Source organism: Cryptosporangium sp. NPDC051539 (genome assembly GCF_044454545.1).
GTDB lineage: Bacteria > Actinomycetota > Actinomycetes > Mycobacteriales > Cryptosporangiaceae > Cryptosporangium.
Window position 1 is genome coordinate 32285 of the sequence record NZ_JBITDV010000017.1, and the last position, 25412, is coordinate 57696.

Genomic DNA, 25412 nt, shown 5'->3' on the forward strand with positions numbered 1-25412 from the left:
GTCCGAAAGGATAACCATGTCGGAACCACGTTCTGACCCACTTCCTGCCGATGCGATTGAAGAGAATCGACCGGGCGACGATTCTGTGCGCAACGTCGAAGCGCCCGGAATAAGCTCGCCGGTGGTCGAGCCGGTCGGGACCCTCCTGATGCTGCCGGTCGATGAGCTGGTGGCCAATCCAGACAACATCCGCGACGAGTCCAGGGCCGACCCGGGGCTGGTCGCCAACCTCAAGGCCGACGGCATCGCAGGCCTTCTGCAGCCATTGATCGTTGTCGAGCACCCGGAGAAGACCGGTCATCTCCTCATCGATGGGCACGACCGGCTGGCCTCGGTGCTGGAGGCGGCGAAGACGCACCCGGATCTCACACATGTTCCGGCCATGCTCCGTCCCGACCTGGCCGACAAGGGTGCGCAGATCGTCACCATGCTGCGCACGGGGCTGCACCGACGAGCGCTGACCAGCGTCGAGGAAGCGCGGGGTGTCCAGCAGTTGGTTCTCGCAGGGTTCAGCCCGCGTCAGATCTCCCGGCGCACGGGACTCAAACCGCGACAGGTCGAGGACGCCCGGGCTGTCGCGGAGCTGCCCACCGAGACCGCTCAGCGGGTGGCGGCGCATGGTCTGGATCTGCACCAGGCGAAGGTGGTCCAGGAGTTCGCTGACGACGACGAGACCGTAGCCCGGTTACTGGAGGCAGCCGAGCGCGGCCCGGTCGCCTTCGAGAGGCAGGCTACGCAGCTCCGCAGCGACCGCGACGAAGAGGCGCGACTGGCCTCGCGGACTGCCGAACTGGAAGCTGCGGGGGTCGCTGTCGTCGACTACTCGGTGCTGCGCTCGCCGGGCTCGACGGTTGCGACGCTGAGCTCCCTGCTGCACAACGACGAGCCGCTGACTGACGACAGCCACGTCGGCTGCCCTGGCAAGGCGATCGCGCTTTACCAGAGCTACGACGGCTGGCATGAAGTCGCGTGTTGCCTCGACTGGCGGAAGCACGGCCACAAGCACCGGCACGAGTCCGATCGCCCGGCCGGTGGGCCGATGAGCGCCGAGCAGAAGGCCGAACGGCAGCGGGTCATCGCCAACAACAAAGCGATGGACGCCGCCAACGAAGTCCGCCGGGCGTGGATCACCAACCTGTGTAAGCGGCCCAAGATTCGCGGTGCCGCCCGGTACGTCGCGGAGACGCTCACCCGCCACCCTCGGTTCCTCGCGCGCTGGACCCAGCGAGAAGCACCGCTGCTCGCCGAATTCCTCGGCACGTCCCCTGGGGAGAGCCAGCCGCAGATCCCGCCGTCGGCCAACGACGCGCGCATCACCGTCTACGCGCTCGCCGCTATCGCAGCCGCCCACGAATCCGAGATCAGCAGGGACAGCTGGCGCCACCCCACCGACGCGACCACCCGCTGGTACACCTTCCTCGCCACGCTCGGCTACGACCTCGCCGACGTCGAACGACTCGCTGTGCCGGATCCGGACGACGCTCCGGCGGACGACGCAGATTCGAGCGACGCAGACACCGACGGCTCAGCGTCCGAAGTCGAGACCGGATCGGACCGACCGGATCTCACCGTCGCACCCCCTTCAGACGCCGGGCTCGCCCAAGCAGTGCCGCACCTGACCGTCGTCCCAGACGCGGACGCTGACCCGGGGACGGCACCCCACCTGACGGTCGTCGCGTACTCAGACGCCGAGTAGCCCAGGAGTATCGCTGCGCTACGTGACACGGTCGCACCGCTTGCCTACCGGGCGGGCAGGCGATGCCGCACCATCGACACACATGCCGCCAGTGACCGGGCCAGGCGGATGGCCGCATGTACATCTCGAGGCCTAACTCGGCTCGCTGCGGCCGGCCACGGCGGCCAGCCGACTCGCTGCCGGCAGTCTCGACACCCGACTCGCTAAGAACGGTTACGACGAGGAGAGGATCCCGCCGATCGGCAGCATGCCGGGCTTGCTCACCCTCCCGCGCGAGGACAACGCCAGGGGCCGGCGGTGGCCGCCGGGAAACGCCTAAGCCGTCTCTCGCCCAAGATTCGGCAAGAAGGAAGCCTGCGCGGCAACTCTTCTTATGAGCGTTGATCCCGCCAAAGGTCCGATGTGGATACGCAGCGCACACGCGAGACTCATCCGACACATCCGTAGCCACCAGGGGGCGCATCGGTGTTCGGAGATTCCTTCGAGAGTCTGGCTGAGGAGAGACGTCAGTTCGACCGGGCGGCCCGCCGCACGATGCGGGGCAGGGTGTTCTGGCTAGCCGCCGTGCCGTTCTCAGCCGTCGCGTCCGGGCTCACTCTCGTCGCTGCGCTGCTCCACCCCGACGTCCCACGCTGGGGCGTGGCCCTTGTCTTCGGTGCGGTTTTGGCCTGGAGTATCCGGTCGCTGATCCGCAACTTTCTGAGCGTGAGGGAGCTAAATCTCGCCTGGCAGCGGTTCGTTTTCCGAGAGGCAGTAGCGGGCGGTCGGGGTACTTCGCCGCGTTACCCGCTTCCGCGTCCCCTACGCAGCGAGCTGGACTACGACGAAGTGGTGTTCGATCGCAGCCCAGCGTTCTGGCACGAGCTTGTCGAGGTATCGATCTACCCGATCGGGCAGCTTGCGGGTACCCAGTACCGCCTGATCTTCCTGAACGAGCGGACGTTCGCCGTCACGTCGATCGCTTATACGGACGTGACCGCTGTCCGCCTGGATCGCCACCGTATGACGGCCGACCTGGTCCTCACCGTCGGAGGCGAGCGTCAGTCGTTCAACGGCAGCCTGATATTCCTGCGCGGGATCGACGGCCTGATCCGAGACTGCCAAGCCGTAGCTCCGGCCGCCGGCGTGGCAGCGAGCAAGGGATCAAATTCGGCTGATGCTGATGAGGGTCGAGCTCGGCACGTCGAAACGTCGAGCTAATCGGCTCTTCCTTCGCAGTTGGAACGGCGCCGGCAGCAGTTGCCCCGCAGAGGCCGCGACCGCACCCCGCACCCCACTTGCTCAGCGCGGCGTGTTGACGACGAACCTCGCAGTAACGTGCGCGGTCAACCGTCGCTGGAGCGAAGTCCTGCTGCATCTGGGCCAGCGCAGGGTGGGGCCTGAGACTAGGCGCCGATCGCCCAGCCACCGCTCTGGGTAGCTGACCGCACCAGTGCGTTGACACCCGCATAATGCCGACGAGCGGATGTTCTGTCCAGGGCAACCGGAAGCGCGGACGAACTCTCGCGCCGAGGAGAGTGCGTTTAGCCCCGCCTACGCCGATCGGCGATGTTCACGATTCGCGCGCTAATCAAGCAAGTTGAGTTAAGACTAGCTTGCCGGTTGGGAACCACCCGTTGCCCATCGGCCGCATATGGCCGAAGCGCCCGATGCTTGGTTTGGTGTCTGAACGGAGTAGTTGGCACGGCTCAAGCGGTGATGCTGCTTCAAATTCCGAGCGAAATTACGAGTGAGGCTTCACGCAACGGGCCGAATCCGAGTTGCAACCTCTCGGGTTCACGCTCCCACTGGCGCGCGACTGAGGGTCGAAATCCTAGAAACTGATTGACTTGAGCTGTGTCCCATTGAGAGCCGTAACAGACCGACCATTCTGGGCGTAGCTGCGCTGTGTGTATTGCCTCGGAGAAGGTCTGAACAGCTTCGGCTAGTCCTGGCGCTACTCCACTGCGCCATCCCGATGGTACCTGTAGATCTGATCCGCCAGCCTTGATGGCAATTGCGTGCTGCCGCCAGTCGATCATCAACCTCAATTCTGCACCAATAGTCCCGCGAGGGTACAGACCCTGGACTATAACAGTCTCAATGTAGTGTGGCGATTCCAGGCCGCGAGAGACCGCATTGAGCGACCACTCATTCGCGCCCGCTGCCTCTCGAAGTAAAGTCCTCACTTGTAGCTTCAATAGGCTAAATCTCGCAAATGTGCTTGTCGCAGATACTGTCCGTACCATGACCCCCCCAGTGGCGCGCTTAGATGTAGGTCGAGTCTCTGACGTCCGACGAATCTAAATTTCTCGCTACTTCAGAAATCGCCTCAATTGAATACGGTGTCGCCGAGGGCCTCATTTTTTGTCCACGAGATATCAGTTGTCTCAAGGAAGCTCCGCCGTCGCTGTCGATCCAATCCGCCAAGACGGCCTCCCAAAGTGTTGCGCGAACATCGGCCCAGAAAGAAACGGGCCGCTTTGGAAATTTGGAAACTAATGTCGATACCTGATCACTTTGGATCTCGGGAAAGATTGTTTCGACGACCGGCGCCCGGCCCTCAGCGGTTGGAGTCCAAGCGTAGATACGCGTACGCCCCGGTCGCATCAAGGGGCCATATAGCGCCGAAGGATTGTTTCCTGTAATGATTATTGGGACCCGCTCGCACGCCGCGCCCGCAACAGATGTCGGATAGTCACATAATGCCATTAATTGCCCGAATACTACCTGTCGATTAACGGTATATTGAACCAAGCTTCCCCAATCGCCGAGTACGGTATCTAGGTCGTTGACCACCAGTACACCCCTCTCCGTCCGTGTGCCGATGGCGAGATACTCGCGGCGTATCAGCTGCGCTGGATGGCCAGCATTCTCGCTTTCCAGTTCGCCGGGGCTGATTATGGAGGTTCGGAGCCCTAGTTCCGCACATAGATGGTCGATCTGGTAGGTCTTTCCTTCTCCGGCTGGCCCGAATATCCCAAGGATTAATGGGCTTCCCGTCGGAGCTACGACAAGATTTCCCGCCAAGTGGGATTCAACTACGCGGCGGAAGTCTGGATCTATATAGACCATACCTATTCTCTCTCCGACTCGATGCGCTGCACCCTCGACTTCAGATCGTCCAGCATTTCACGCGATTTGGGCCCGGCCCTCGGAGCGTCGTTACTGGGTTCCGTACTGGGCGCGTCCTCTACCAGGTCCGCACCGGGAGGAAGATTAGGCTTGCGATCCCCTGTCGTCGCCATTGCGTCGAGCCTCGCTTTGAGGTCACGCAATAACAGTTTTGACGAGCCGCCGTCCGAGGGATTGAAATCGAGACTCAAGTAACTCGATTGCAGCTTAGGCTTGACATATTGCAACTCAGGCGACTGGGCCACAAGGCGACGAAGTGCCTCTTGGCTTGCGCGCTCAAGTTCTTCGGTTCGCAAGTGCAATCTTTGGGCCTCGGATTGACTCTCGTACGCAATTTGCTGATTAATCGCCGCGAGTCGAACCTTTGAGGCTTATTCAGCCAAGCGGTAAAAGTGTAGGGCGATGACCGCGGAGATCGTTGTTGCGAAGGTGTCGATCGGCCGGCGGTAGTCGGTGTGAAGTATTCGCCAGGTTTTGAGGTTGGCGATGATCTGCTCGACGACGGCGCGGATGGCGTTGACGTTCTTGTTGAATTCTTTCTCCCAGTCGAGGAGGTCTCGGTAGGGAGGCTTCTTGATCGGGGTGAGCATGCCGTTGCCGACGTAGCCTTTGTCGCCGGTCCAGCTCGCCGGGTCGACGGAGTCCAGAATCCCTGATTCTCGGAGACAGAAGGTGTCGTGCCGGGATCCGGGAATCGGGTCGGAGATCCAGGCGAGATGCCCGTCGAGGGTCGCGGCGACTTGGACGTTCATGCCCGTCGTTTTGCGCTTGCCGGAGTACAGGTCTGGCCGGGATGCCCATGACCAGCACGGGAGCAGGGTTCCGTCGACGAGGTACTGGTCACGGGGATCGAGGTCCTCGGCGGTGGGGACGAACGATCGGAGCGATTCCTCGATGATTCCTGTCATCGCGGTGATGGCGCGGCTGATCGTAGACTGGGAGACTCTGTAGGTTTCCGCTAGTTCGGCCTGAATGCGATTTCGGCGCAGGTAGGCCAAGGTTACGACAACGGATTTGAATAAGCCGAGAATCGGTGGCCATGGCTTCCTCGCCACGGGTCGCTCCCGAGTGATCCTCGCGCAGAGGTCCTGAATCTCGTCGTGCGTCAGACCAGTGATATTATGCAACTTAGACGGTCCGTTTTTGTGAGAACTAGTTGTGGTAAACCAATTCTCTCAACGAACGGGCCGTCGCCTATTTCAACACGCCGTCAGACAGGACCCGAGCGTTCCCTGAATAAGCCTCTTTGACTTCCCTTCCGAAATCCAATTGAATATTAGCTTTTCGATCAACGTCACGCCCGCCGTGAAGAGTATTGCGCCGAATTCAATCATTTCCTCCCTTTCTGTGACCAGTTTTGCTTTCCGGGCTGAAACTACTTAAACCAGTACGAATTTTGCTCGGATTCTACTTGCGCTCAAATTTCGGAACAGCTGCGGACGTTCGGCCGTTAGGAAGCACGGCCCCCAGGTCCAGAGATGGCGGGCTACGGATTGTGAAGGTTGGGCTCCTTGCGAGCATCAACAGCGGGTCCATATGAACGCACCTTTTCGTCCCCCCGCACCCTAGGTCGCGACTTGTCTGTCACATTAGGGCGACGGTCAGCCTTCAGGTGCGACGTCAGATCGCATAGGGACTTACGGGCGGCGAGGGCTCGCCCGGATGGCTTGCCCGGCTGGTCCGAATGGCGAGGAGATTCCGTGCTAAAGCAGGGGCCCCTCATTCGAACTAGCCCCCCGTTTAGGGGCCGCTCGGGCTGAATGCGGCCGAGGGTCTGAGTGCGAAGGTGTCGGACGATTCTCTGGCGTTGATCCGCAAAATTCGGCGCGACTGGGGTGCGCCGACAGGTCGCGTCGGTTCGCCATCATTAGGAGCGCGCTCTCGTGCCGCATTGGGCGCCCCAGGTGCTCTTCGCTGTCACTCTCGCAGTCAGGCTAACTGCCGTCGACCGATTCCGATGCCGACCAGCGACCGACCCTGGTCTGGTCCACCTACAGGGCTGAGGCTCGGTCCGAGCGGCGGCCATGACCGGCTCAAAGTTGTATGGCTGGATGCCGCTCAGGGTGGTCAAACTGCGCGCTGCTGGCGGTCGAAGCCGGTTCGATCTTTTCTGGGCGGGGGAGCGACGTCGTTCCCGGGGGTGGCCGTGACGAGACAAGAACCTTTGTATTGGGTTGGTCCTGTGTCGGATCCGGACAAGTACAAGCTCATCGAACTGCTGGGTAGCGGCGGGGAGGGAGAGGTCTGGTGAGCGGTCTTACCGCTCTCGAGCGCCGGCCGCTGTGTCTGCGCCGTGAAGTCGATGCCGACGTCGAGTACGGAGCGTTGGGAAGACTGGAACGCCCACGTGCGACTTCTCCAGAGTCTGCATCATCCGGGGCTGGCGCGTGTCACCGAGGCGTTCTACGGGTCGGGCCGGCACCGGCGGTCCGAATCCATGGTGGCTGGTCAGAGGTTGACTCCCGATAGTGCGGCAAGCTGGCGTTACATCGTGATGCCGCTGGTCGAGGGACCAACAATCCGCCAGTGGCTGGATGCAAACCAGTTGCAGCCGATATCCCAGCGGTTCGCCAGGCTCTCGACGGTGGCCAGCGCGCTTGACGCCATGCACTCGGGCGAGCAGACGCCGATCCCAGCCGCGCACGGGGATGTGAAGCCCGGCTACGTCGTCCTGAGCGTCGACGGCCCGAGCGTGCTGGTGGACCTGGGTCTCGCTCGAATTTCGGACGCGTTCGGCCGCGGCGGCCTCACTCCTGCTTACGCGGCTCCCGAACTGTTCGACGCGGGCGCGAAGGCGACCCCTGATGCCGACAGATTCGCGTTCGTCGCCACCGCGCGACGCCGGTCATGGCCCCAGGCTCCGCCCGCCGCAGCGGCAGACGTTGGATGTCCCCATCGTGCCAGTGTCTGATCGCCGAGTAGCACCCGTATCGACCGATGACGACGAATATCTGTCGCGCGCAGCGCGGGCAGCCTAGTCCGTAGTGTTCGTCGGAATAGTCCATGCCGACGGTGGCCCATAGCGTGTGTCCGGCAAGGCGAGGGTGACCTGAAGCCGCTGCACGAAAGCGGTACCGGTGCGGCCGGCCAGCGACTCGGCGGCCAGACGGTGCAGGGTGACGTAGGCGTCACGGGCCGGCCGAGCGGACGAGGTCGTCGGCGTCACGGTAGAAGACCAACGATCGGGCGATGTCCGCAGCGAGGTCAAGCGCTTCTTCGCGGTCGTCGCCACGGGTCTGCTCGGCGATCGCGGCGATACGTGGTATGGCCGTGGTTTGGCTCGTCAGTTCTGATCGCGTTTGTTGGCTCGTCGGGAGGCTGTGACGACCGATGATCCGGCCGCCTGGGAATGGCTGGCTCGTCTCCTCCGCAGTGACGCCCGGATCACCCAATTGCAGATCGCGCGGCGTCACCTGCACGACGCAGCAGACGGAGATCACCCGGGAGGCCGGGGGTACGGAACGAACGCGGCGCCCTACCGGGCACCACGCGGGACAACCTCTTGGCTGACGGCTGGCGCTTGGAGGAAGCCGGGCTCTTCTACGAGGCGGAGGCGATCTACCGCACCGCGCTCCGGGCCGCATTGCCGGGCGCGCAGCGGGCTGGCCCGCGCCTACTGGCGTCAGGGCCAGCCTGAGCTCGCGCGGAGGCTCCTGCGGTTTGGCGTCGAGCCGGACGGCCAGGTCGGCGAGAAATGGTCCGAGCTTTCCGGCGAGTAGACCCCACGATCTACGCTCCCCGGGTGTTGCCAGCGGACGAAGGGGGCGTCGGCGGGTCAGCGGGCTCAGGAGGTTCCTCCGGGTAGGGCCGCCGACGGCGGCCCGTGCGTCCGTGCGGTCCGGGCCGATTGGCTGATGGTCACCATGGGTGAACGTCGCGCAGCATATTGCTGCGCCAGTGGTTACCGTTCAATGTCGACGGACCGGAGTTGGGGCCATGACCGGTGCAGACGGCCACCTCGGGCATCCGATCCAGACGGCACCGATCGAGATCACCATGGGCCGAATCGCCACGGTGGTGCGTGCCACGGCAACGCTGACCGCGGTGGGTTGCGGCATCGCAGGGGCAGGGCCACCTGCGGACTGGCGGTGGTTGGTGCCGTCGCTGCTGCTCCTGGTGGGGTGGACCCTGCTGTACTGCGCGGTCGCCTGGCGACGAGGTGTGCTGTGGTGGATCGCACTCGGTGACCTCGGGCTGGCCGCAGGATTCTGCCTGGCAATGGGGCAACTGGTCGCCACCGAGGCGCTTCCGCGAGGCACCGGATGGGTCGCGATTCTGGCGAGCACCATCGTGATCTTCGCTCAGACCGCGTCCGTCCCGGTGGTCACGGTGCCGGGCGGTCTGGTGGTGGCTGCCTGCTTCGTCCTCGGGTCCACCTGGGCGGCGGTGGACGACGACGGGATCCCGCAGGCCGTCACGTTGGTCCTGCAGATTGCTGCCGGTGCGGCGGTGACCGTGATCGTGACCCGGGCGGGGCGAGCCGCGGCGGTGGCCTATCACGACCTGCACGTGGCAACGCTGGACGAACAGATCGCGGACGCGCGGCGGGCGGATGAGCGCGCTCGGCTTCGGCGCCTGCACAACGGGCCACTGACAACGCTGACAATGGCCGTTCATGCGGAGGGACACCCGGATGCGTTACTGCGCCGCCGGGCCGCAGCCAGCCTCGATGCACTCCCGGAGCAACTCGCTCAGCACCAGCCCGACGTGCCCGCGGCGGAGCCGCTGGACGAGCGGCTCGCGCAGGTACTGATCTGGAACGAGCCGTTTCTGCGCGTCTCCACCCGCCTGGAGCGATGTGTGGTGCCGTCGCCGGTGGCGCACGCGTTCGGGGAGGCGTTGTCGGAGTGCCTGGAAAACGTCGTTCGCCATGCCGGAACTCCGAACGTGGCGGTCGACCTGGTCGAGAGCGGCGGGTCCGTCCGGGTCGAGGTAGCCGACGACGGGTGCGGATTTGATCCTGAGGCCGTCCCGGCTCACCGTTTCGGGCTGCGGGAGTCGGTCCGGGGCCAGCTGGCCGCGGTGGGTGGCGCTGCAACGGTGTCTTCCGCCCGGGGGCGCGGGACGCGTATCTCGCTGGAATGGCACCCGTCCGGCCAGACCGTTGATGCGGTGGATCGGCCTTCGGCGCCGGCTCCGGTTCAGGAGGTGAGACGGCGCTACGACAACGGAGGGTTGTGGGCCGCCATCGTGGTGATGCTGGGTTGGCATGCTTTCAGCGCGCTGCCGACGACGCTTTCGACCGCGGGACGCCTTCAGCCGCCCGCAATCGGACTCGGCGTCTGGCTCGCCTATGCCGTGGTCGGCATCCTGACGACGGTCGTGGTGCTGGGCGGTCGCGAACAAGGCATCGCGCTGACGGCTCTGATCCTGCCGATCCTGCTGGCCGGGGTGTTTCTGCTGGCGGTCCGGAGCGACGGTGGGACCTGCCTGGACCCGGCCAGCTGGGGTTTCGCGTCGGCCGGCTGGTTTGCGCTGGTCGCGTTGTGGCGAAGGCCGTTGCCGGAGCTGCTGGTGGTGCTCGCCACGATCTCCGCGGTGGCCTTTGCGAGTCTGGTACTCGCCGATGCGCTGGATCGGATCTCGCTGGCGCGCTTCGCGATTGTGAGCTACGGCATCGCGTCCTTGCAGGTGGCGGTGCTCGTCGGCAGCCGCGCGCTGACGGCGGAGGCGGGGAACACCGCTCAGGTCCACGAGACGCGAGACAGCATGACGCGGCGCAGAATCGTCGCGGAGGCGTTGCACGAGGCGCGGCAGGCACGCGCCGGGTCCGTCCAGCAGGCGGCCGCTCAGCTCCTGACCGTCATCGCGCGGGGCGCCGTCGACCTCAGCGAGGCGGCGACTCAGCAGCAGCTACGAGTAGCGGTGTCCCGGTTGCGGCGCCTCACCGTCGAAACCGAGGATGTCCCGGATCCGCTCCAACGTGAGTTGCGGGCCTGGGCTGACGCAGCTGAACGCCGCGGTGTCGAGGTGGATCTGCAAGCTCCGTCCGGCGTGGTGCCGCACGTACCCGCCACCACGCGCAGAGCGCTGACCGATCCGGTGATCGAGGTGCTCGCAGTGGCTCAGCGGCACGCGCGGATCACGGTCGTTGCGTCGCCTGCGGCGGTCACGGTCGGGATCACCGCGGACGCGCCCACAGACCGTCTGCACACAGTGCTGCAGGAGTCTGCGGCACGCAATGTCAGCATCAGCTGGGAACCGATGGGGGAGATGGCGGTATGGACGCAAACCCGGTGGACAGACGAGTGACCGTGACGATCGTCGAGGACACCGACGTCGTCGTCGCGGGGGTGCGGGCCTGGCTCGCGGACGATCCGGAGCAGCGCGCTGAGGTCATTGCCGACGGCGCCACGCTGGAGGATGCTCTCGCGGGGCCCGGCCGGGACGCGGACGTCATCGTTCTGGACCTGCAACTCGGTCCGGAGCTCATGACCGGGCGCATCGGCGCGCTCAGCGACGCCGGCGCCCGCGTCGTCGTCTACTCGGTCCACGTGGAGCCACTCATCGTCCAGTCGGTGCTCGACGCCGGCGCCTGCGCCTTCCTGGACAAACGCACCGAACGATCACTGTTCGTCGAAACGATTCTGAATGTCGCTGCGGACCGCCCGCACATCACGCCATCGATGGCCGGAGGCATGCTCCACAACGTCCGCCTCTCCCCGCGCGAACGTGAAGTTCTCACGCTGCTGTTCCAGGGGATGCCGCACGCCTCCATCGCACGGCGCCTCCATCGCGAGAACTGTCCTGGCCGGCCGATCGGTGTCGACACCGTCAAGCAATACCTGCAACGGGCCCGGGCGAAGATCGCCGCCAGCGGCCGGCCGTGCCGGTCCAACTTCTCGCTGCTCGCCCGGTGTATCGAGCTCGGACTCGTCCGCCCGTCGGAGATCGCCGACTACCGCTCAGCGGCCGCCGAGGACGAGTAGCCGGATCCGGCACCCCGCGTGACCCCTTGAGAGGGGACTGTCACCGCCGGCCTCGCTCCCCGACGCTGGGCGGCAGGCCGGCCCGGTCGGCCGGAAGCGCGGGCACCGGAGGGGGAGCGACATGGCGAAGTGTCTCCGTGGGCTGGTTGTGGCGGCGTTCTGCATGCTGCTGGTTCAGTTTGCTGTCCCGGCTCGTGCGGCGGGTCCCACCGCGACGCTGAGCCGCACATCCGGCCCGGCCGGAATGATGGTGATGGTCAGCGGTGACGGGTGGCCGGGCGACGACACGCTGATCAACGTCATCTGGGACGACGGCGGTGGCGGACCGGCAGCGAGCGGACGACAGGACGCGGACGGAAAGATCAGCTTTGCGTTCGCCGTCCCCGCCAACGAGAGCATCGGCAGGCATACGGTGACGATCACCGACCTCGCCCACGCGAACTACGGCTTCGTCGACCTCTCCTTCACGGTGACCACGGGGCCCGCGACCGAGTGCCCCGCGACGTTCATCGGCGCGCACGGGCTCAACGAGGGCAGTGAGACGAGCATGGGCGAAACAGTCCAGTCGGTCTGGACTGAATTCAACCGGGCGCAAGACAAAGAGTTGGACATCGCGCCCTATCCGCAGACGCAGGTGATTCGCCCGAGTAACGTCGCCGAGGTCCCGCGATTCACTCAGCAGTTGCTGACCATCGAACCCGCGGTGAACACGGCGGCAACCGCCATCGCCGACAAGATCGTCTATCACGCCCTGCGGTGTGGCAGCCGGGCGCGAATCGTCGTGGCCGGCTACTCGCTCGGCGCATGGGCCGTTGACCGGGCGTTACGGCTGCTCAAGAACACTCCGGACGGGAAGCTGGCCCTCGCCTCGGTCCGCGGTGTCCTGCTGCTCGGCGACCCGGCCTTCCCGCGGCACCTGTGCAGCACCTCCAGTTCGTCCAGCTGCCGAAAAGGAGTGGCCACCTTGCTCGGAATGGGTTACCGGACAACAGCCGAATATCTCGACAATGGGGTGTCCACGCTCAGGGTCCGTAGCGTGTGTCTCTCCTACGCGACGTCACGCGATCCGGTGTGCGGGATGCTGCAAAACGCGGACCTCTCCTCCGACGCGAATTGGGCGACCCACGGGAAATACCGGGAGAGTGGCGCGACCACGCAAGGTGGCGCCTTCCTCGCCGGGCTGGTCTGAACAGCACTGACCGGGACTGAAAACAGGGGTGAGGTATGCGAGGACGACCGCTCGGCCTGCTGGTTCGGGATGAGTGTGAGAGTGGGCTGATCGCCGCCCGAAATCCGTCCACCACCACGGGTGAGACCGTCGCGGTCTTCGAGTCCGTGCTCCGCCGGATCAAGGGTGCTGAAGGAGACCGGCGGCAGCAACTGACCGGAGAAGCGGTCCCCGCACTCACGATGTACGCATCGCTCCAATTCGCCGATGCGCTCCTGTTTCATCTGGAGCGTTCGGCTGGTGACCGGTCGACGCGGGCCGATTGTGCGTCCCGCATTCTCGACCAGACCGGACAGGTGCTCGCCCGGATGGAGGGCCCAGGAATTGCCCGGTCGGGGATCGCGGTTCCCGCTGCCCGGCGGCAAGCTCTTCGTCTGCGGGCGCGGGCCTACCTCTCCCGGGACGACGATGGGTCTCGGGAGGCGGCGCTGGCCGCCGCGGAGGAATCGCTCGCGATCGTCGTCGATGACCCGACGCTCCGAGGCGACGCCGGAGACGCAATGCTGCATATTCTGTGCGGCGAGATCTGTTCCGCCACCGATCGCGAACACGCCGCACGACGTCACTACCGGGCGGCGTTGGATATTGCGGCCGACACCGGGAATCCGGACCTGGTCAACTATGTCTTCGAGCGGGTGATCTGGTTCTTCCGGGACAGTGCAGCGGCCGGAGAGATGGAGATCAGCCCGGTCGTGGCCCGCCTGCAGCGTCATCGTGACCCCCGGATTCGCACGATCGCCGCCCTCCACCGGGGTGGGATGCGGAACCTGGTCCCGGGCAGCCAGCGGCGGAACTTCACGCTGGCCGACATCGTGGACGACCTCGTCAGCGCGGGGGAAGGCTTCTCCGGGCTCGGTGATCAGCAGAGCGCAGGCGACGCCTATCTGGATGCGGTACGCACTCTGCTCACCAAGGGAAGTGCGCAGAAGTGGTGCCGGGAACGGGCGCGGACGCTGATTCCGCAGGCGAGGACCGCCTTTCTCGCGGCGCAGGACCAAGCCGGGTTGGCCAAGATCGACATGTGCGATGCGCAGCTCAGCCTGTTCGACGCTCAGGACGAGTGGCTCGAAGGACGCGACTCGTAGTGTCCGGGAGCGAGTCGTCTCTCGACCGCGCACGCCGGCTGATGCGCAGTGCGCAGGTACGTTTTGCTGCCGTCGGCGATCCGGTCGGCGCGGCGAACGCACAACTCCTGGACGTCGGCCGCCCCGGCTCGTGGCGGGCGGCCCCGGACCGGTGGCTCGATGACTGCATCGAAGCATTCAGCGCGATTGAGGCCGCCAGGAGGACCGAGATCGCGCAGCCCGAGGGCCGGATAGCCCATAGCAACACCGCTGGATTGCTTCATCTGGTCGCGTTGCAGCTGCATCAGTCGGCGGACGTCCTCGGCGACGATCCGCGTTGGCCGCAGGCGGTGTGGGCACTGGAGCAAGCGGTCAAAGCGCGGGCTTTCCAGGATGAACTCGTGACCTCGGGCGCATGGTCAGCGCTGGTGGCCCGTGACGAGCGGCTTGCAGCTGCGGTCAGGGTCGAGGAATCGGCGCGCCTGCCCGACGGGTATTACAGCGAATCGGTCCTGCGACGCGCGCGGATCGCTCAGAAGCACCGCGTCGAGGACCTGCAGTCCGAATGGCGTGGCACCGGCCGGCACGTGCCCGCGGTCGGCGCCGGCCCGGTGTCGATTGAACGCCTCCGTGCTGCCCTCCGGGAGGGCGAGGCCTACCTTGGGCTCGTCGAAACCGCTGACGGGCCGTTGTGGATCGCGGTCAGCCCGGACGCGTTCTCGGCCGGCCGGGTCGCCACCCGTCCGGCCGTTCGAGGTGAACCCGACCGGTCTCCGCTGTCCATTCCGGTGACGTTCGTCGCGCTCGTCCGAGAGGTCGTCGCGAGCGCCGACACGCTCCTCGTCTGCCCGGAAGGCGACCTGATCGCGGTTCCCTGGCAGCTGCTGCCGAGGGCGGCCGGCCGTGACGTGTGCGAGGTCGTGGCACTCGTTCCGTCCGCAGGAACCCTCGTCCACCTCAGGGAACTCGGCCCGCCTGCGATCGGGTCGGTGCTGTCCTACCTCGGCGTCGCGGACGATGCGGCCGCCAACGTGGCTGGCCTGAAGGAGCTGGGATGCGTTAATCGGGAAATTCTCAGTGTGGCCGAGCGGTTCCCGGCGGAGCGCCGGCGGGTCATCACGAGCGCTGCGCCGAACGCTCTGCATCGGATTCGCGGCCTCCCTGATCACTTCGATGTTCTGCATCTCGCGTGCCATGCCACGTCGCACGGGATTTTCCTGGGGGGCAGGTGGGTTCCGCCGGTGGAGCTCGCTGCGACCCGGCTGACCGGGACGATCCTGTTCGTCACCGGGTGCTGGGCCGGAGCCTTCGACACCAACGATCACAACGAAATGACGGGGATAGTCCGGCAACTCATGGTGGTTACCCGCAGCCGGGTTGCCATCATCAGCCGAGACCCGGTGATCGACGCTGCCTCGCCGTTGTTCGCGAACCTCGTGGTTTCCGCGCTGCTCGGCAAGCGTCCGGACGCCGACGCGCTGCCGTTTCCGGGCGCCCCCAGAAATGTCGGGCAGGCCGTCGAATGGGCTCGGCACGTCATGCCGGACGTCGATGAGGCTGACATCGACGACCTCGTCCCGGATCCGCAGGTGTTCATCGATCCGCGCTCGCCCCGGTGGTGGTCGCCCTGGATGGTCTTCGGTGATCCCCGGATACGGCTGGTGGAGTGAGATGAGGGAGAGAAATGTCCTCCGATCCGTTGGAGCTTCAGGTCAAACTTGCCTATCCGGGACAGGCTTGGGACGGCGCGCTGGCTGCCAGACTCCCTCGCCGGAACGGCGAGATACCGCTCGGTGACGGAGCGGTACTTCGCTTCCGCGGATATGAACCGCCGTCCCGGGGTGGGCCCGATACCGGCGAGTTGATCTTCTTCGTGCTCGGTATACCGGCGGGGGTGGCGAGCAACTTCATCGCCTCGGCGCTGGCCGATCTCTTCCGGAAGCTGCGGCCGGAGAACTCGTTTACCGTCACCGTGACCGCGGAACGGGACGGAGGCGGGCGAGTGGAGGCGCAGTACCGCGGCGTGTCCGACGACCTTGATCGCCTCACCGCGGTCCTCGATTCAGTGCGAAAGCCTTCACCGTAGAGATTCGCGGGCCGGGCCGGGCCGGGTCGCAGCGCGGAGCCAGCGGCGGGCGGGGCCCATGTTCCTGTTAACGGCCGGATAACAAGTCCGCCCGGACCGTGATGGCATGCGGTTCCTTTGATCAGGGGAAGTTGGCGGTCCGAGATCAGGCGGCTTTCAAGACGTCCCGCAGCACGTCCTCCAGCGTGGTATTGGCCAGCGCCCTCCGCAGGGCGGCCTCCACATCGTCGTACACCGCGGTCATCGCCGGCCCGATGCCGTGGCCCACGACGCACTCGGGGTCTGGTGTCGAGCGATGCAGTGCGAAGACCGGTCCCGGTTCGATCGCCTGATAGACGTCGAGCAGGGTGATCGCCGCCAGGTCCCGGGCGAGCATCCAGCCCGCCCCCGCCCCCCGCCTTGAATCGGCCAGACCGGCCTTGCTCAGCGTGGCCAGCACTGATCGATGACGCGGACGATCTCGGTGCCGCAGATGCGGCGTTGCGGTCAGCCGCCGCGATCCGCGATGCCGAGAATCAATAGGCCGCGGAGAGCGAGGCCGCTCGCACCCGCGAACTGGTGAATGCGTTCATCACGATTACCGCGATCGAGTCACCCTCTCAGATTAGAGCGTTGGTAAATATACTCATCTAATAGGTTCTGCCGTCCTGCGGTGCAGGATGGCTCTGTAGCGGCTGGCGGGTCAGCACTCCACTCATCAGGCCCTTGAGGTCTTGCGGCAGACCGTGCGCCCGTTGGTCGTGAGGAGACGAGACAGCTGATGAGATGACGTGCCCCGCCGTTGGTGCGGTGAGCCACTTGACTATTAGATCGCTGGCGTCTCCTCCAGGCTGCCACCAGGCGTTTCGGCGGAGCGGGAGGTGCAGGGATGATCTGGGTCGGCGACGACTGGGCCGAAGACCATCACGACGTGGAGATTCAAAGTGAGGACGGGCGGCGTCTGGCCCGGGCGCGGCTGCCCGAGGGGCTCGAGGGCATCGTCCGGCTCCACGCTCTGATCGCCGAGCACCTGCCGGCATCCTGGTCGGATCTTGATCCGCAGGAAGCGGCTGGGCGGGTGCGTGTCGGCATCGAGACCGACCGGGGTACCTGGGTGCAGGCGCTGCTTGCGGCGGTTTACCAGGTGTTTGCGATCAACCCGATGTCGGTCGCCCGGTATCGGGAGCGGCATTCCACGTCGGGCGCCAAGTCCGATCAGGGCGATGCGCATGTGCTGGCCGAGATCGTCCGCCTTGATCACGCCCACCACCGCCAGATCGCCGGAGACAGCCCGACCGCGGAGGCGGTGAAGCTGGTGGCCAGGGCCCACCAAACGCTGATTTGGGACCGCACCCGGCAGGTGTTGCGGCTGCGCTCGGTGCTACGAGAGTTCTTCCCCGCCGCACTGCAAGCCTTCGACGATTTGGCGTCCGGCGAAGCCGTCGAGTTGCTGGACCGGGCACCCGACCCGGATCGGGCCGCGCGGTTGTCACGGTTGACGGTCGTCGCGGCCTTAAGACGGGCCGGGCGCCGCGACCTGGAAGGCCGGGCCACCGCGATCCTGGAAACGTTGAATGCGGAGCAACTGCGTCAGCCGCGGCCGGTCCAGAACGCCTACGCGGCAATCGTGACCAGCCAGGTCGCGCTGATCAACACCTTGAACATCGAGATCGCCGAGCTCGAGCGGGTGGTGGCCGAGCATTTTGGCCGCCACCGGGACGCTGAACGCTATCTGAGCCTGCCCGGGCTCGGGACCGTGCTCAGCGCCCGGATCCTCGGCGAGTTCGGCGACGATCCCAAGCGCTACGTCGACGGCAAAGCGCGCCGCAACTACGCCGGCACCTCGCCGATCACCCGCGCGTCCGGCAGCCGACGGGTCGTGCTGGCCCGCTACGCCCGCCACCGGCGTTTGGCCGACGCCGTGCACCAATGGGGCCTTCTGCGCGATGCGCGGCTCACCCGGCGCTCGCGCCTACTATCAAGCCCTCCGCAAACGCGGCGCCGGACACCAAGCCGCGCTCCGGCAACTCGCTAACCGCCTCGTCGGAATCCTCCATGGCTGCCTCAAAACCGGCAGCACCTACAACGAGACCACCGCCTGGGCACATCTCCAGCCCAACCCTTGACACCGAAAACATGGGATGTCTGCCGCGGCCAGCTCATGGTTGTGGCGGGCGCTTGCGGCTGACCCTAGGCTATGGCTACCTCTGCTGAGTCTCGCTCTGACCATGCTGTTCTCGATCTGGCCGTCGCCGCTTACCTGGGTCGCTACCGCGGGATGTCCCGACTGCACTCGGAATCCGATCTGCGGGTCTACCTACGCTGGTGCGCCAGTGAAGGCCTCGATCCGCTGGCGGCCGTCCGTGCGGACATCGAGCGCTACCTCCGCTGGCTCCAGGACGTCCGCTGCTTCCAACCGTCCACGGTGTCCCGGAGACTGTCGGTCGTGGTGGGCTTATACCGCGTCTGCGTCATCGACCAGGTCCTGGCCCACTCGCCAGGCTGACTACGTCCGCCGACCACTCGTCCCGCCAGAATCGCCGACGCTCGGTCTCGGGCACCTGCAGTTCGAGGCGCTGCTGACCACAGCCCGGCTTTCGGCGAACATCAACGACTTCGCGCTCATCGCCATGCTTGGCCTCCTGCGGTTACGGATCTTCGAAGCGACCGGAGCCAACATCGCCGATCTCGGAGAGGGGGGCCACCGTGTCCTGCGAGTCCGAGGCAAAGGAGGCAAGGTCGTCCTCGTTCCACTCCCACCCGCCGTCGGGCGATAACTCGACCGCGCCGCCGACGAACGATCCGCCGGACCGATCCTGCGCAACACTCGTGACGACCGGATGGACCGGCACGCAGCAACCCGCCGGCTCAAACACCTCGCGGCGACCGCCGGGATCCGGATGCCACGGATGCACCCGCACATGCTCCGCCACACTTTCATCACCACGATGCTCGACGCCGGTGTCAGCCTCCGCGACACCCAGATCGCTGCCCGGCACGCCGACCCGCGCACGACGATGCGCTACGACCGAGCCCGCAAGAACCTCGACCGCTACCCCAATTACATCCTCGCCGCCTACATGGCCTCCGGTACGTAACACCGGCTCACGACCGTGCCGACGAGCAAATGTTCTGCGCAGAGCAGTTGGCAGGTCATGCTGGAATTCAGCTAAACGCCACGTTCCCTTGTTGCATCGATCCTCCATTCTAGTTTTATGGACTACCCTTCTTTGATCGTTAATGGTTGCGCGTTGGCTGCGTCGGTCGCAGCGCTGATCCTGTCTGTCCGAATATCGACACGCCAATCCGAGCAGGTTCGACGCGCCAACCAGTTGCCGATCGTCCTATCTCATTATCGGGAGCTCAGGACCAACGGCTTCGTCGAGCGCGAACTTCGACTGCGGGAAGAGATCTCAAAACATAGTCCTGACCTAGGCTTCAAAGGGCTCCCAGCTTCGTTACGGACCGACGCGTATGAGGTCTGCCTGTACTATCAAGACCTCGCATATGCGATCCAGCACTGTGGCGTGGACGAAGCCCTAGTGGGGAACTTCGAGTACCGGATGCTCGCGGTTTGGGAGGCGGTCGCGCCTCACATCGAAGGTGAGCGAGTACTGCGCGACAGCGGCGACGACGTTTTCATGGCAAGCCTTGAGAACCTGATACGAAGAATAGCGCGTAGGTCGAATCCTCCCTCAGGTAACGCAAGTGCAGTAAAGGAGTTGATCCGAAGGCAATTCTTGGACCGGAGTCTGTCCGGGGTTGGGCATCAACGTGCCCACCGCGCAGGCGCGCAATCAGGCAACCCTTCATAACACGTAACTTTGGACGCAGCCTCCGCGTTACTCAACTGCCACAGAGTTCGCGTTGGGATGATCGTGAGCGGGGAGAAACGTTGGGCTGTTGCGGGCACGGCAGTCGGCCCGGAGCGTGTGTGCTCCGGGCCGACTCGTGTGGCGGGGGTGGTTCAGCTGCAGTAGTTGTAGTCCCAGCAGTCGTTGTGGCGCTTCTTGTGGTGGCGGCGACGGGGGCGGCAGTCGTAGTCGTACGAGTAGTTGTCGTTGCAGTAGTCGTACGAGTTGTCGTAGCAGCCGCTCATGTCGTCCAGCCTCCGAGAGCTTGTTCGCGGGGTGTGTTCCCCGTCCTGGAACTAGATTCGCGCACGATGAACGTTGGCGCGTTCCGGGCGATGACGCCGGCAATGTTCGGTTCCGAACACTCGATCCGACGCACTCGCCTGCCGCTGATCGCTCGACGTTGGCGCGGTTACACGGTTCTGGCAACGCCGGCCGGAGTGACCCGAGACCGCTAACCTGAATGCCACCGTGCGGAGGCCTCCGTGGACATCGACGTTCCGGCGCTGATGACGCTGCTATCGCAGCGCCGGTCGCTGTTCCACTCCGAGGCAGATTTTCAGCACTCCCTTGCCTGGCAAATCCAATTAGCGCACCCTGACGCCGAAGTACGTCTGGAGACTCGCCCGCTGCCCAAAACCCGTCTGGATATCCTCGTCCTACACGGCGATCAACGGATTGCCATCGAGGTCAAGTACCTGCTGCGACGGTTGCGCGCGACGATCCGCGGCGAACTCTTCGACCTGCCCGACCACGCGGCCCACGACTTCAGCCGCTACGACGTCGTCAAGGACGTCGTCCGCGTCGAACGTCTCGTCACCGAGCGCATCGTCGATGCTGGCTGGTCTCTCACCCTGACCAACGACCCGCTCTACTGGGAGCAGGCCCTCCGCTCCGACCGCGTCGACGAGGCCTTCCATCTGCATGACACCCGGCCTCTCACAGGGTTGCTGGCCTGGCGGCCCGGTGCCGGATCCGGGTCGATTCGCGGACGCGAAACTCCACTCGCGGTAGGCGGTGCATACAACCTGCAGTGGCGACACTTCACCACCATCCCGAACGCCACTGGCCGCGGCACTGAGCTGCGCTACTTGCCCATCCAAGTGGTCGCCGGACAGCATCTACCAACCGTCGACCTCGCAGAACCGATAGCTGCCGACGGCCATCCGGCCCCGCCCCCTCCGGTCGCACCCGTCCCGGGAGCAATTACCGCACGAGCAAGCGTCACCGCGACTGCTCGTGATGCCGCCTACCTCGCCGCGGTCGAGGCGGCAGCCTCGTCCCGTGACGGAACCTTCACCATCGAAGACGTCGTCGCGCTCGCCCGCCGGCACGGATCCACCTATGCCGACAGCACCATCCGCACCCATGTCAGCTCCTACATGTGCCGCGGAGCACCTGCCTACCGCCCGATCCCCGGCCGCGACCTGATCCGCATCGACCGCGGCCGCTACCGCTTGCCCACCGACTAACAATTCGTTTGCCCCGTGAGCAGAGCTGTCGGGAGCCAACCTCTTCGAATCGAACACTCCCGCGCGGGAATACGTCGGAAGTTCGTGGGACGGACAAGCACCCGCTTCTGCCGCAGAGCGCCAAGCGACTTGTTGATATACCAGGTCGCCTCGCAACGATGAAAACCGGACTGCCTCGGCCGTTCTAGCGGCTGCGCTTCGGTCTGGCGGCCGCGCCGCATCGCCGTTGCACCGCGTGATCTGGACGGGGAAGCTAGTTAGCCCAGCACCACTGGACCGCGACCACGGAGGCCGGTGTGGCATCGAGTACCTACGGCAGTGGACAACCCGATCCGGGCCTTGAGGCTCAATTTCACGCCGAGTGCGATGAGGCGGTCAACGCCTGCGCCAAGCTATCTCCGCCGTATCATCCGACCGCCTGGATCGCCATGGTCGCTCAGTGGGGCGCGTCCGAGGCAGCACGGCGACTGGTGGTCAGCGGAGACGTCCAAACCGGCTTCGGCCGTCTGGTAACGGCCGGTCGGCCAGAGCTGACCATCGAGTGGATGATGCTGGACCCGAAATGGGACCCGCTCTTCCGCGACCAGCGTCGTGATGCTGCCCGGTGGCGATTACGGCAGGCCGGCATCGAACCGCCAGATTGAGCTTCGCGTCCACGCCCACCCTCACAACGACATCCGCACATGCCGCCGATCGCTCAGTATTAGATGCCGCATTAGACCGATCGGCATTGATCCCGCGGCCGGGTCTCTTTAGCGTGCGGTGGCCAGTACGGCGTGTTCGTACTGGCGGCGCTCGAAGGTGAAGTCCCGGAGATCGCGGTAGTCCCAGGGGCGGTGTCCGGTGCGGTAGTTGGACCAGACGACGGTGTCTTGCGCGATGGTGACTGTGGCGGTGAAGGGCCAGCAGCCCCAGTCGCCGCATCCGCAGCCGAGGAGCACGGTGTCGCCGTCACCGAACCAGCTCAAGACGGGATCGCCGAGGTAATGCCGGCTGGGCCAGCGCACCTCATCCTGCGGCAGGCCCGCGTAGCTACCGGCCAGGTCGGGCTGCCCCTCGCGCCGCGCGCGGGGAAGCTCGACCGTGCGAATCAGGTCTGGCAGCGGAACGCCGTTGAGGTGAGGAACGACGGTCGGGATTACGCCGACACCGAGTTCCTGTTCCGCTATGCGGAATTCGATGCGTTCCACAATCTGCACGGTAGCCCGGTGGCCTGGGTATGCGTCTAGCCGATTTCGGTGGGCGATCTTCGCCGCGACTTGTGCACCCAATTGTCACCGACCGAGCTCGTGGCCACCTCAAGAACTCGCTAGGCGAGGAAGGCAGTGATCTCCGCGGCGAGGCGTCGGGTGTCCTCACCAGCATCGATTTCGACGTAGGTCGACGCTTCCCAGGCGTCTGGCTCGTAGCCTCGGGGCCCGCGGAGGACGAACCTTAGCGATACGTGACCGCGCCCGTCGTGTGTCGCGTCGATGCGGAGGTTGTGGTCGAGCGACTTCCAGCTGCGAATGCCGTCCCAGCCGGCGTAGGACTCGGCCAGCTCGGCTGCCCAGATGTTGAGCCTGTCGCCGTCCAGCGTGCCGACCATCGTGGTCGCACTCGCTCCGACGTCGTCGATCTCGCAGAGAAAGTTGAGCACCTCGTCGTTCTCTGGTCTTCCAGCGGAGTGGATAAGCACGCGGCCGCGGCTTCGGCCCGGCTCCGCCGAGAACTCGATGCCGTCGTCCAGCAGTCTCATCACGGGCCGAGCTTCCCAGTCCTCGCCGCCCGGATCGACCACATTTCTCAGGAGCGCTGGCACTGTCGCGATGGCCGGAGGGTCACTACGCCACAAGCGCTCGGTCGTCGGTGCACGCTACCGCCACGACCTGGGCGGGCAACGTCCGCTGTTGCCGCAAGGTGTGGTGGTCAGTCGCGACTCGCGGACGTCCAACCCGCCGTCCGCGGGGCGACCCCAGTGGCCGGAGTCGGCATAGCGGCGACCTTGCTCGCTCCGTCGTGACCGCCGTCCTTGAACTTCACTTGTAGTGATGGCGCCCGCCGTCTGGGTGAACTCGTTAGGTAGTCGGTACGTGTCAGGTGACGACTATCAAGGTTCCGGGGGAGGCGCGGTGGCGACGACCGGCGATGACTTAGGCGTCCGACTGTATGAGCTGCTTGCAGTGGCGAAGAACCATCTGCCCGAGGTCTCGGGGCAATACAGGGTCGCGCTCGCCGCGTTAGACGGCACGGGCGACAGAGCAACTACGGCGTTCTCGCGTCCCGCCGAACTGGAGGGGGGGCTATTCGGGCCCGTGTATCAGCCGCTGGCCGACCTTCGAGAGGAGCTGTCCGGAGCGCTGAGCACAACAAGGGAGAACCTTGACCTCACGGCCGATGCCCTGATCCTCGCGACGCAGGTCTACGCCGACGGTGACGCGGAGGCCGCGGCGGAGTTCAACCGTCGTCGCATGGATCCGGCGTACGGGGAGCCTCGCCCGGATGAAAACGGAGTCGTACCACCGCCGGGCGCGTCGGGTGGTCGGCCATGAGCTACGCCGATTTGATGCGGCACGCGGCCGACATCCGCGACAAAGCCGCGCTTGAGACGATCAAAGAGCAGCGGCGGCCGCCATACGACAGGACTGGCAACCCGAGGACCGCCGACGAACGCCGCGACACGCTGGCCGCGTCACGAAAGATCGTTCTCGCGCAGGGGCTTGCTGAGATCCCGTCGCTGTTCCAGCCGTTCGCGGAGATGCCCGACCCGGCCGGCTTCCTGCCAATGCGGGACCGCGCCGATGACCTGGCCGCAGCCTTGTCGGGCAGCGCGAGGACGACGAACCCGCTCTACGAGACGATCTACTTGGCTTCACTGGCCTACTCCGAGATGGCGGATGTGCGAACCGCCCTGGACCGTTGGCACGGCCCTGCGGCCAATGCCTTTCGCGCGAACTTTCTGTCGCCGTTCCCGTTCCGGCTGGGCAACCAGTTCGTGATCGCGTTGCTCGTGCGAGGCGCACTGGACGCCGAGCGCGAGATCTGGACCAGGGCCCGGACCGACATCGACCAGATCGCGCACGGCACTATGCACGCGCTGGACGCGCTGGACGACTGCTCGAAGTTCGAGTGGACGATGACCTTCACGGTGCTGGCATCGGTCGCCGCGACCGCTGCAGTCCCCTTGTCGGCCGGGGGCTCCCTCGCGCTAGCGGTGGCCCTGGTGGGCGGTTCCAGCCAGGTGATCGCCGCCTATGCGCCAGAGGATCCGACCAAATCGCAGTACACCGGAAAGACTGTCGACGCTGTTTTGGACAACATGCGCGAAGCCATCACTAAGTTGCGGTCCGGGATCCATCTGCAAGAGACCAAGGTCGCGAACGTGCTACGCACGGCGGTGGAGGGGATGCGTGGACGACGCGACATTTTCGTCGCCCCCCGGCCGGACCTCATTGCGGCGACGAGGGCCACTATCCGAGAGGACCTCGGCGATGCGTCGTGAGACCGATGGGTGAACTGGCCGATCGCTTGGACGGGATGACGGTTCGGGTCACGCTTCCGGACGGATCGTTGTCGGCCGAGCTCGTCGGGAGCCGTGCGGTGACGGTCTCGTTCCCGCCCGGCGAGTATGGACGCATGCCCGAGCCTGAGCTTGCCAGGCGCCTGGCGCAGCTGGCGCGGCTGCTCGTGGCTCGTCGGACACCGGAGTACTTCCGGATTCAGTCGGAAGTCACCGGCGAGACGACCACCAAGGAGCCGCCCGCAATCGGGCGGCGCGATCAGGAGTATGCGGCAGCCCGCGACGATGTGGTTGCTAAAGGATTGTCGGTTGACGGGCGGATCCAGGTCAGCGTGCGGGGGATGCGCGAGTGGACGGTCTGGATCCGGCCGGGCACACTGCGCTCGTTGTCCGAGGATCAGTTCGTCGGAGCGGTCGGCGAAGCCGCGGGAGATCTCATTGCCGATCAGCGTGACCGGATCCGTGCCGTCGCGGTCCAGGTCTACCGTTGA

Annotated in this window: 21 protein-coding genes and 3 pseudogenes; 16 read left to right on the forward strand and 8 right to left on the reverse strand. The window is 65.4% G+C overall.

Features of this window, described 5'->3' with window-relative positions; translation table 11 throughout:
* Window positions 1-16 precede the first annotated feature (16 nt).
* Together ACIBZJ_RS38805 and ACIBZJ_RS38810 are read left to right on the forward strand one after the other, a co-directional pair.
* Window positions 17-1696, forward strand: a complete 1680-nt coding sequence (locus ACIBZJ_RS38805) for a ParB/RepB/Spo0J family partition protein (protein ID WP_395938631.1) — start codon at window positions 17-19, stop codon at window positions 1694-1696.
* Window positions 1697-2161: 465 nt separating this feature from the next.
* Window positions 2162-2896, forward strand: a complete 735-nt coding sequence (locus ACIBZJ_RS38810) for a hypothetical protein (protein WP_395938632.1) — start codon at window positions 2162-2164, stop codon at window positions 2894-2896.
* Between the two features lie 1047 nt (window positions 2897-3943).
* Here the strand turns inward: ACIBZJ_RS38810 and ACIBZJ_RS38815 are convergent.
* Window positions 3944-4750 (reverse strand): AAA family ATPase, encoded by an 807-nt coding sequence (locus ACIBZJ_RS38815; protein WP_395938633.1) that lies wholly within the window; start codon window positions 4748-4750, stop codon window positions 3944-3946.
* A gap of 431 nt (window positions 4751-5181) precedes the next feature.
* Window positions 5182-5865 carry a transposase family protein gene (locus ACIBZJ_RS38820; protein ID WP_395938634.1) on the reverse strand — a complete coding sequence of 228 codons (684 nt, stop codon included), beginning with the start codon at window positions 5863-5865 and terminating at the stop codon, window positions 5182-5184.
* 1235 nt (window positions 5866-7100) lie between these two features.
* Between ACIBZJ_RS38820 and ACIBZJ_RS38825 the strand changes: the two are divergent.
* Window positions 7101-7721, forward strand: a pseudogene (locus ACIBZJ_RS38825) (hypothetical protein); the annotation flags it as partial.
* Window positions 7722-7938: 217 nt separating this feature from the next.
* On the opposite strand, the gene ACIBZJ_RS38830 reads toward ACIBZJ_RS38825, so the two are convergent.
* Entirely contained in the window at window positions 7939-8250 is a 312-nt protein-coding gene (locus ACIBZJ_RS38830; protein WP_395938635.1) for a hypothetical protein, read from the reverse strand.
* 496 nt (window positions 8251-8746) lie between these two features.
* Between ACIBZJ_RS38830 and ACIBZJ_RS38835 the strand changes: the two genes are divergently transcribed.
* The 6 genes from ACIBZJ_RS38835 (at window position 8747) to ACIBZJ_RS38860 (ending at window position 16117) form a co-directional block, all read left to right on the forward strand.
* Window positions 8747-11062, forward strand: a complete 2316-nt coding sequence (locus ACIBZJ_RS38835) for a sensor histidine kinase (RefSeq protein WP_395938636.1) — start codon at window positions 8747-8749, stop codon at window positions 11060-11062.
* A 2-nt stretch (window positions 11063-11064) separates the two neighbouring features.
* Window positions 11065-11739, forward strand: a complete 675-nt coding sequence (locus ACIBZJ_RS38840) for a sigma factor-like helix-turn-helix DNA-binding protein (protein ID WP_395938637.1) — start codon at window positions 11065-11067, stop codon at window positions 11737-11739.
* 163 nt (window positions 11740-11902) lie between these two features.
* Window positions 11903-12928 carry a cutinase family protein gene (locus tag ACIBZJ_RS38845; protein WP_395938638.1) on the forward strand — a complete coding sequence of 342 codons (1026 nt, stop codon included), beginning with the start codon at window positions 11903-11905 and terminating at the stop codon, window positions 12926-12928.
* 35 nt (window positions 12929-12963) lie between these two features.
* Complete coding sequence (locus tag ACIBZJ_RS38850) at window positions 12964-14052, forward strand: hypothetical protein (protein ID WP_395938639.1); 1089 nt, start codon at window positions 12964-12966, stop codon at window positions 14050-14052.
* A 41-nt stretch (window positions 14053-14093) separates the two neighbouring features.
* Window positions 14094-15701 carry a CHAT domain-containing protein gene (locus ACIBZJ_RS38855; RefSeq protein ID WP_395938640.1) on the forward strand — a complete coding sequence of 536 codons (1608 nt, stop codon included), beginning with the start codon at window positions 14094-14096 and terminating at the stop codon, window positions 15699-15701.
* A 14-nt stretch (window positions 15702-15715) separates the two neighbouring features.
* Window positions 15716-16117, forward strand: a complete 402-nt coding sequence (locus tag ACIBZJ_RS38860; RefSeq protein ID WP_395938641.1) for a hypothetical protein — start codon at window positions 15716-15718, stop codon at window positions 16115-16117.
* Between the two features lie 145 nt (window positions 16118-16262).
* On the opposite strand, the pseudogene ACIBZJ_RS38865 reads toward ACIBZJ_RS38860, so the two are convergent.
* Window positions 16263-16562 (reverse strand): annotated as a pseudogene (locus ACIBZJ_RS38865) (Rrf2 family transcriptional regulator); the annotation flags it as partial.
* Between the two features lie 423 nt (window positions 16563-16985).
* On the opposite strand from ACIBZJ_RS38865, the pseudogene ACIBZJ_RS38870 reads away from it, so the two are divergent.
* Window positions 16986-18222: pseudogene (locus ACIBZJ_RS38870) on the forward strand (IS110 family transposase).
* A gap of 522 nt (window positions 18223-18744) precedes the next feature.
* On the opposite strand, the gene ACIBZJ_RS38875 reads toward ACIBZJ_RS38870, so the two are convergent.
* Window positions 18745-19029 (reverse strand): hypothetical protein, encoded by a 285-nt coding sequence (locus ACIBZJ_RS38875; RefSeq protein WP_395938723.1) that lies wholly within the window; start codon window positions 19027-19029, stop codon window positions 18745-18747.
* On the opposite strand from ACIBZJ_RS38875, the gene ACIBZJ_RS38880 reads away from it, so the two are divergent.
* Window positions 18937-19194, forward strand: coding sequence for a tyrosine-type recombinase/integrase (locus ACIBZJ_RS38880; RefSeq protein WP_395938642.1), 258 nt, complete (start codon window positions 18937-18939; stop codon window positions 19192-19194). The genes ACIBZJ_RS38875 and ACIBZJ_RS38880 overlap by 93 nt on opposite strands.
* Before the next feature lie 869 nt (window positions 19195-20063).
* Here the strand turns inward: ACIBZJ_RS38880 and ACIBZJ_RS38885 are convergent.
* Window positions 20064-20195, reverse strand: a complete 132-nt coding sequence (locus ACIBZJ_RS38885; RefSeq protein WP_395938643.1) for a hypothetical protein — start codon at window positions 20193-20195, stop codon at window positions 20064-20066.
* Between the two features lie 240 nt (window positions 20196-20435).
* On the opposite strand from ACIBZJ_RS38885, the gene ACIBZJ_RS38890 reads away from it, so the two are divergent.
* Both ACIBZJ_RS38890 and ACIBZJ_RS38895 read left to right on the forward strand, forming a co-directional pair.
* Window positions 20436-21422: a hypothetical protein gene (locus ACIBZJ_RS38890; protein ID WP_395938644.1), complete on the forward strand. Its 987-nt coding sequence runs from the start codon at window positions 20436-20438 to the stop codon at window positions 21420-21422.
* A 296-nt stretch (window positions 21423-21718) separates the two neighbouring features.
* Window positions 21719-22066, forward strand: coding sequence for a hypothetical protein (locus ACIBZJ_RS38895; protein ID WP_395938645.1), 348 nt, complete (start codon window positions 21719-21721; stop codon window positions 22064-22066).
* 108 nt (window positions 22067-22174) lie between these two features.
* On the opposite strand, the gene ACIBZJ_RS38900 is transcribed toward ACIBZJ_RS38895, so the two are convergent.
* Together ACIBZJ_RS38900 and ACIBZJ_RS38905 are read right to left on the reverse strand one after the other, a co-directional pair.
* Window positions 22175-22612: a hypothetical protein gene (locus ACIBZJ_RS38900; RefSeq protein WP_395938646.1), complete on the reverse strand. Its 438-nt coding sequence runs from the start codon at window positions 22610-22612 to the stop codon at window positions 22175-22177.
* A gap of 119 nt (window positions 22613-22731) precedes the next feature.
* Window positions 22732-23160, reverse strand: a complete 429-nt coding sequence (locus ACIBZJ_RS38905; protein WP_395938717.1) for a DUF6228 family protein — start codon at window positions 23158-23160, stop codon at window positions 22732-22734.
* 373 nt (window positions 23161-23533) lie between these two features.
* Here ACIBZJ_RS38905 and ACIBZJ_RS38910 point away from each other — a divergent pair, with 373 nt between their 5' ends.
* The 3 genes from ACIBZJ_RS38910 to ACIBZJ_RS38920 are packed head-to-tail and all read left to right on the forward strand — an operon-like array spanning window position 23534 to window position 25412.
* Window positions 23534-23953: a hypothetical protein gene (locus tag ACIBZJ_RS38910; protein ID WP_395938647.1), complete on the forward strand. Its 420-nt coding sequence runs from the start codon at window positions 23534-23536 to the stop codon at window positions 23951-23953.
* Complete coding sequence (locus ACIBZJ_RS38915) at window positions 23950-24903, forward strand: hypothetical protein (RefSeq protein WP_395938648.1); 954 nt, start codon at window positions 23950-23952, stop codon at window positions 24901-24903. The genes ACIBZJ_RS38910 and ACIBZJ_RS38915 overlap by 4 nt, the downstream gene beginning before the upstream one ends.
* Before the next feature lie 5 nt (window positions 24904-24908).
* Window positions 24909-25412: a hypothetical protein gene (locus ACIBZJ_RS38920; protein ID WP_395938649.1), complete on the forward strand. Its 504-nt coding sequence runs from the start codon at window positions 24909-24911 to the stop codon at window positions 25410-25412.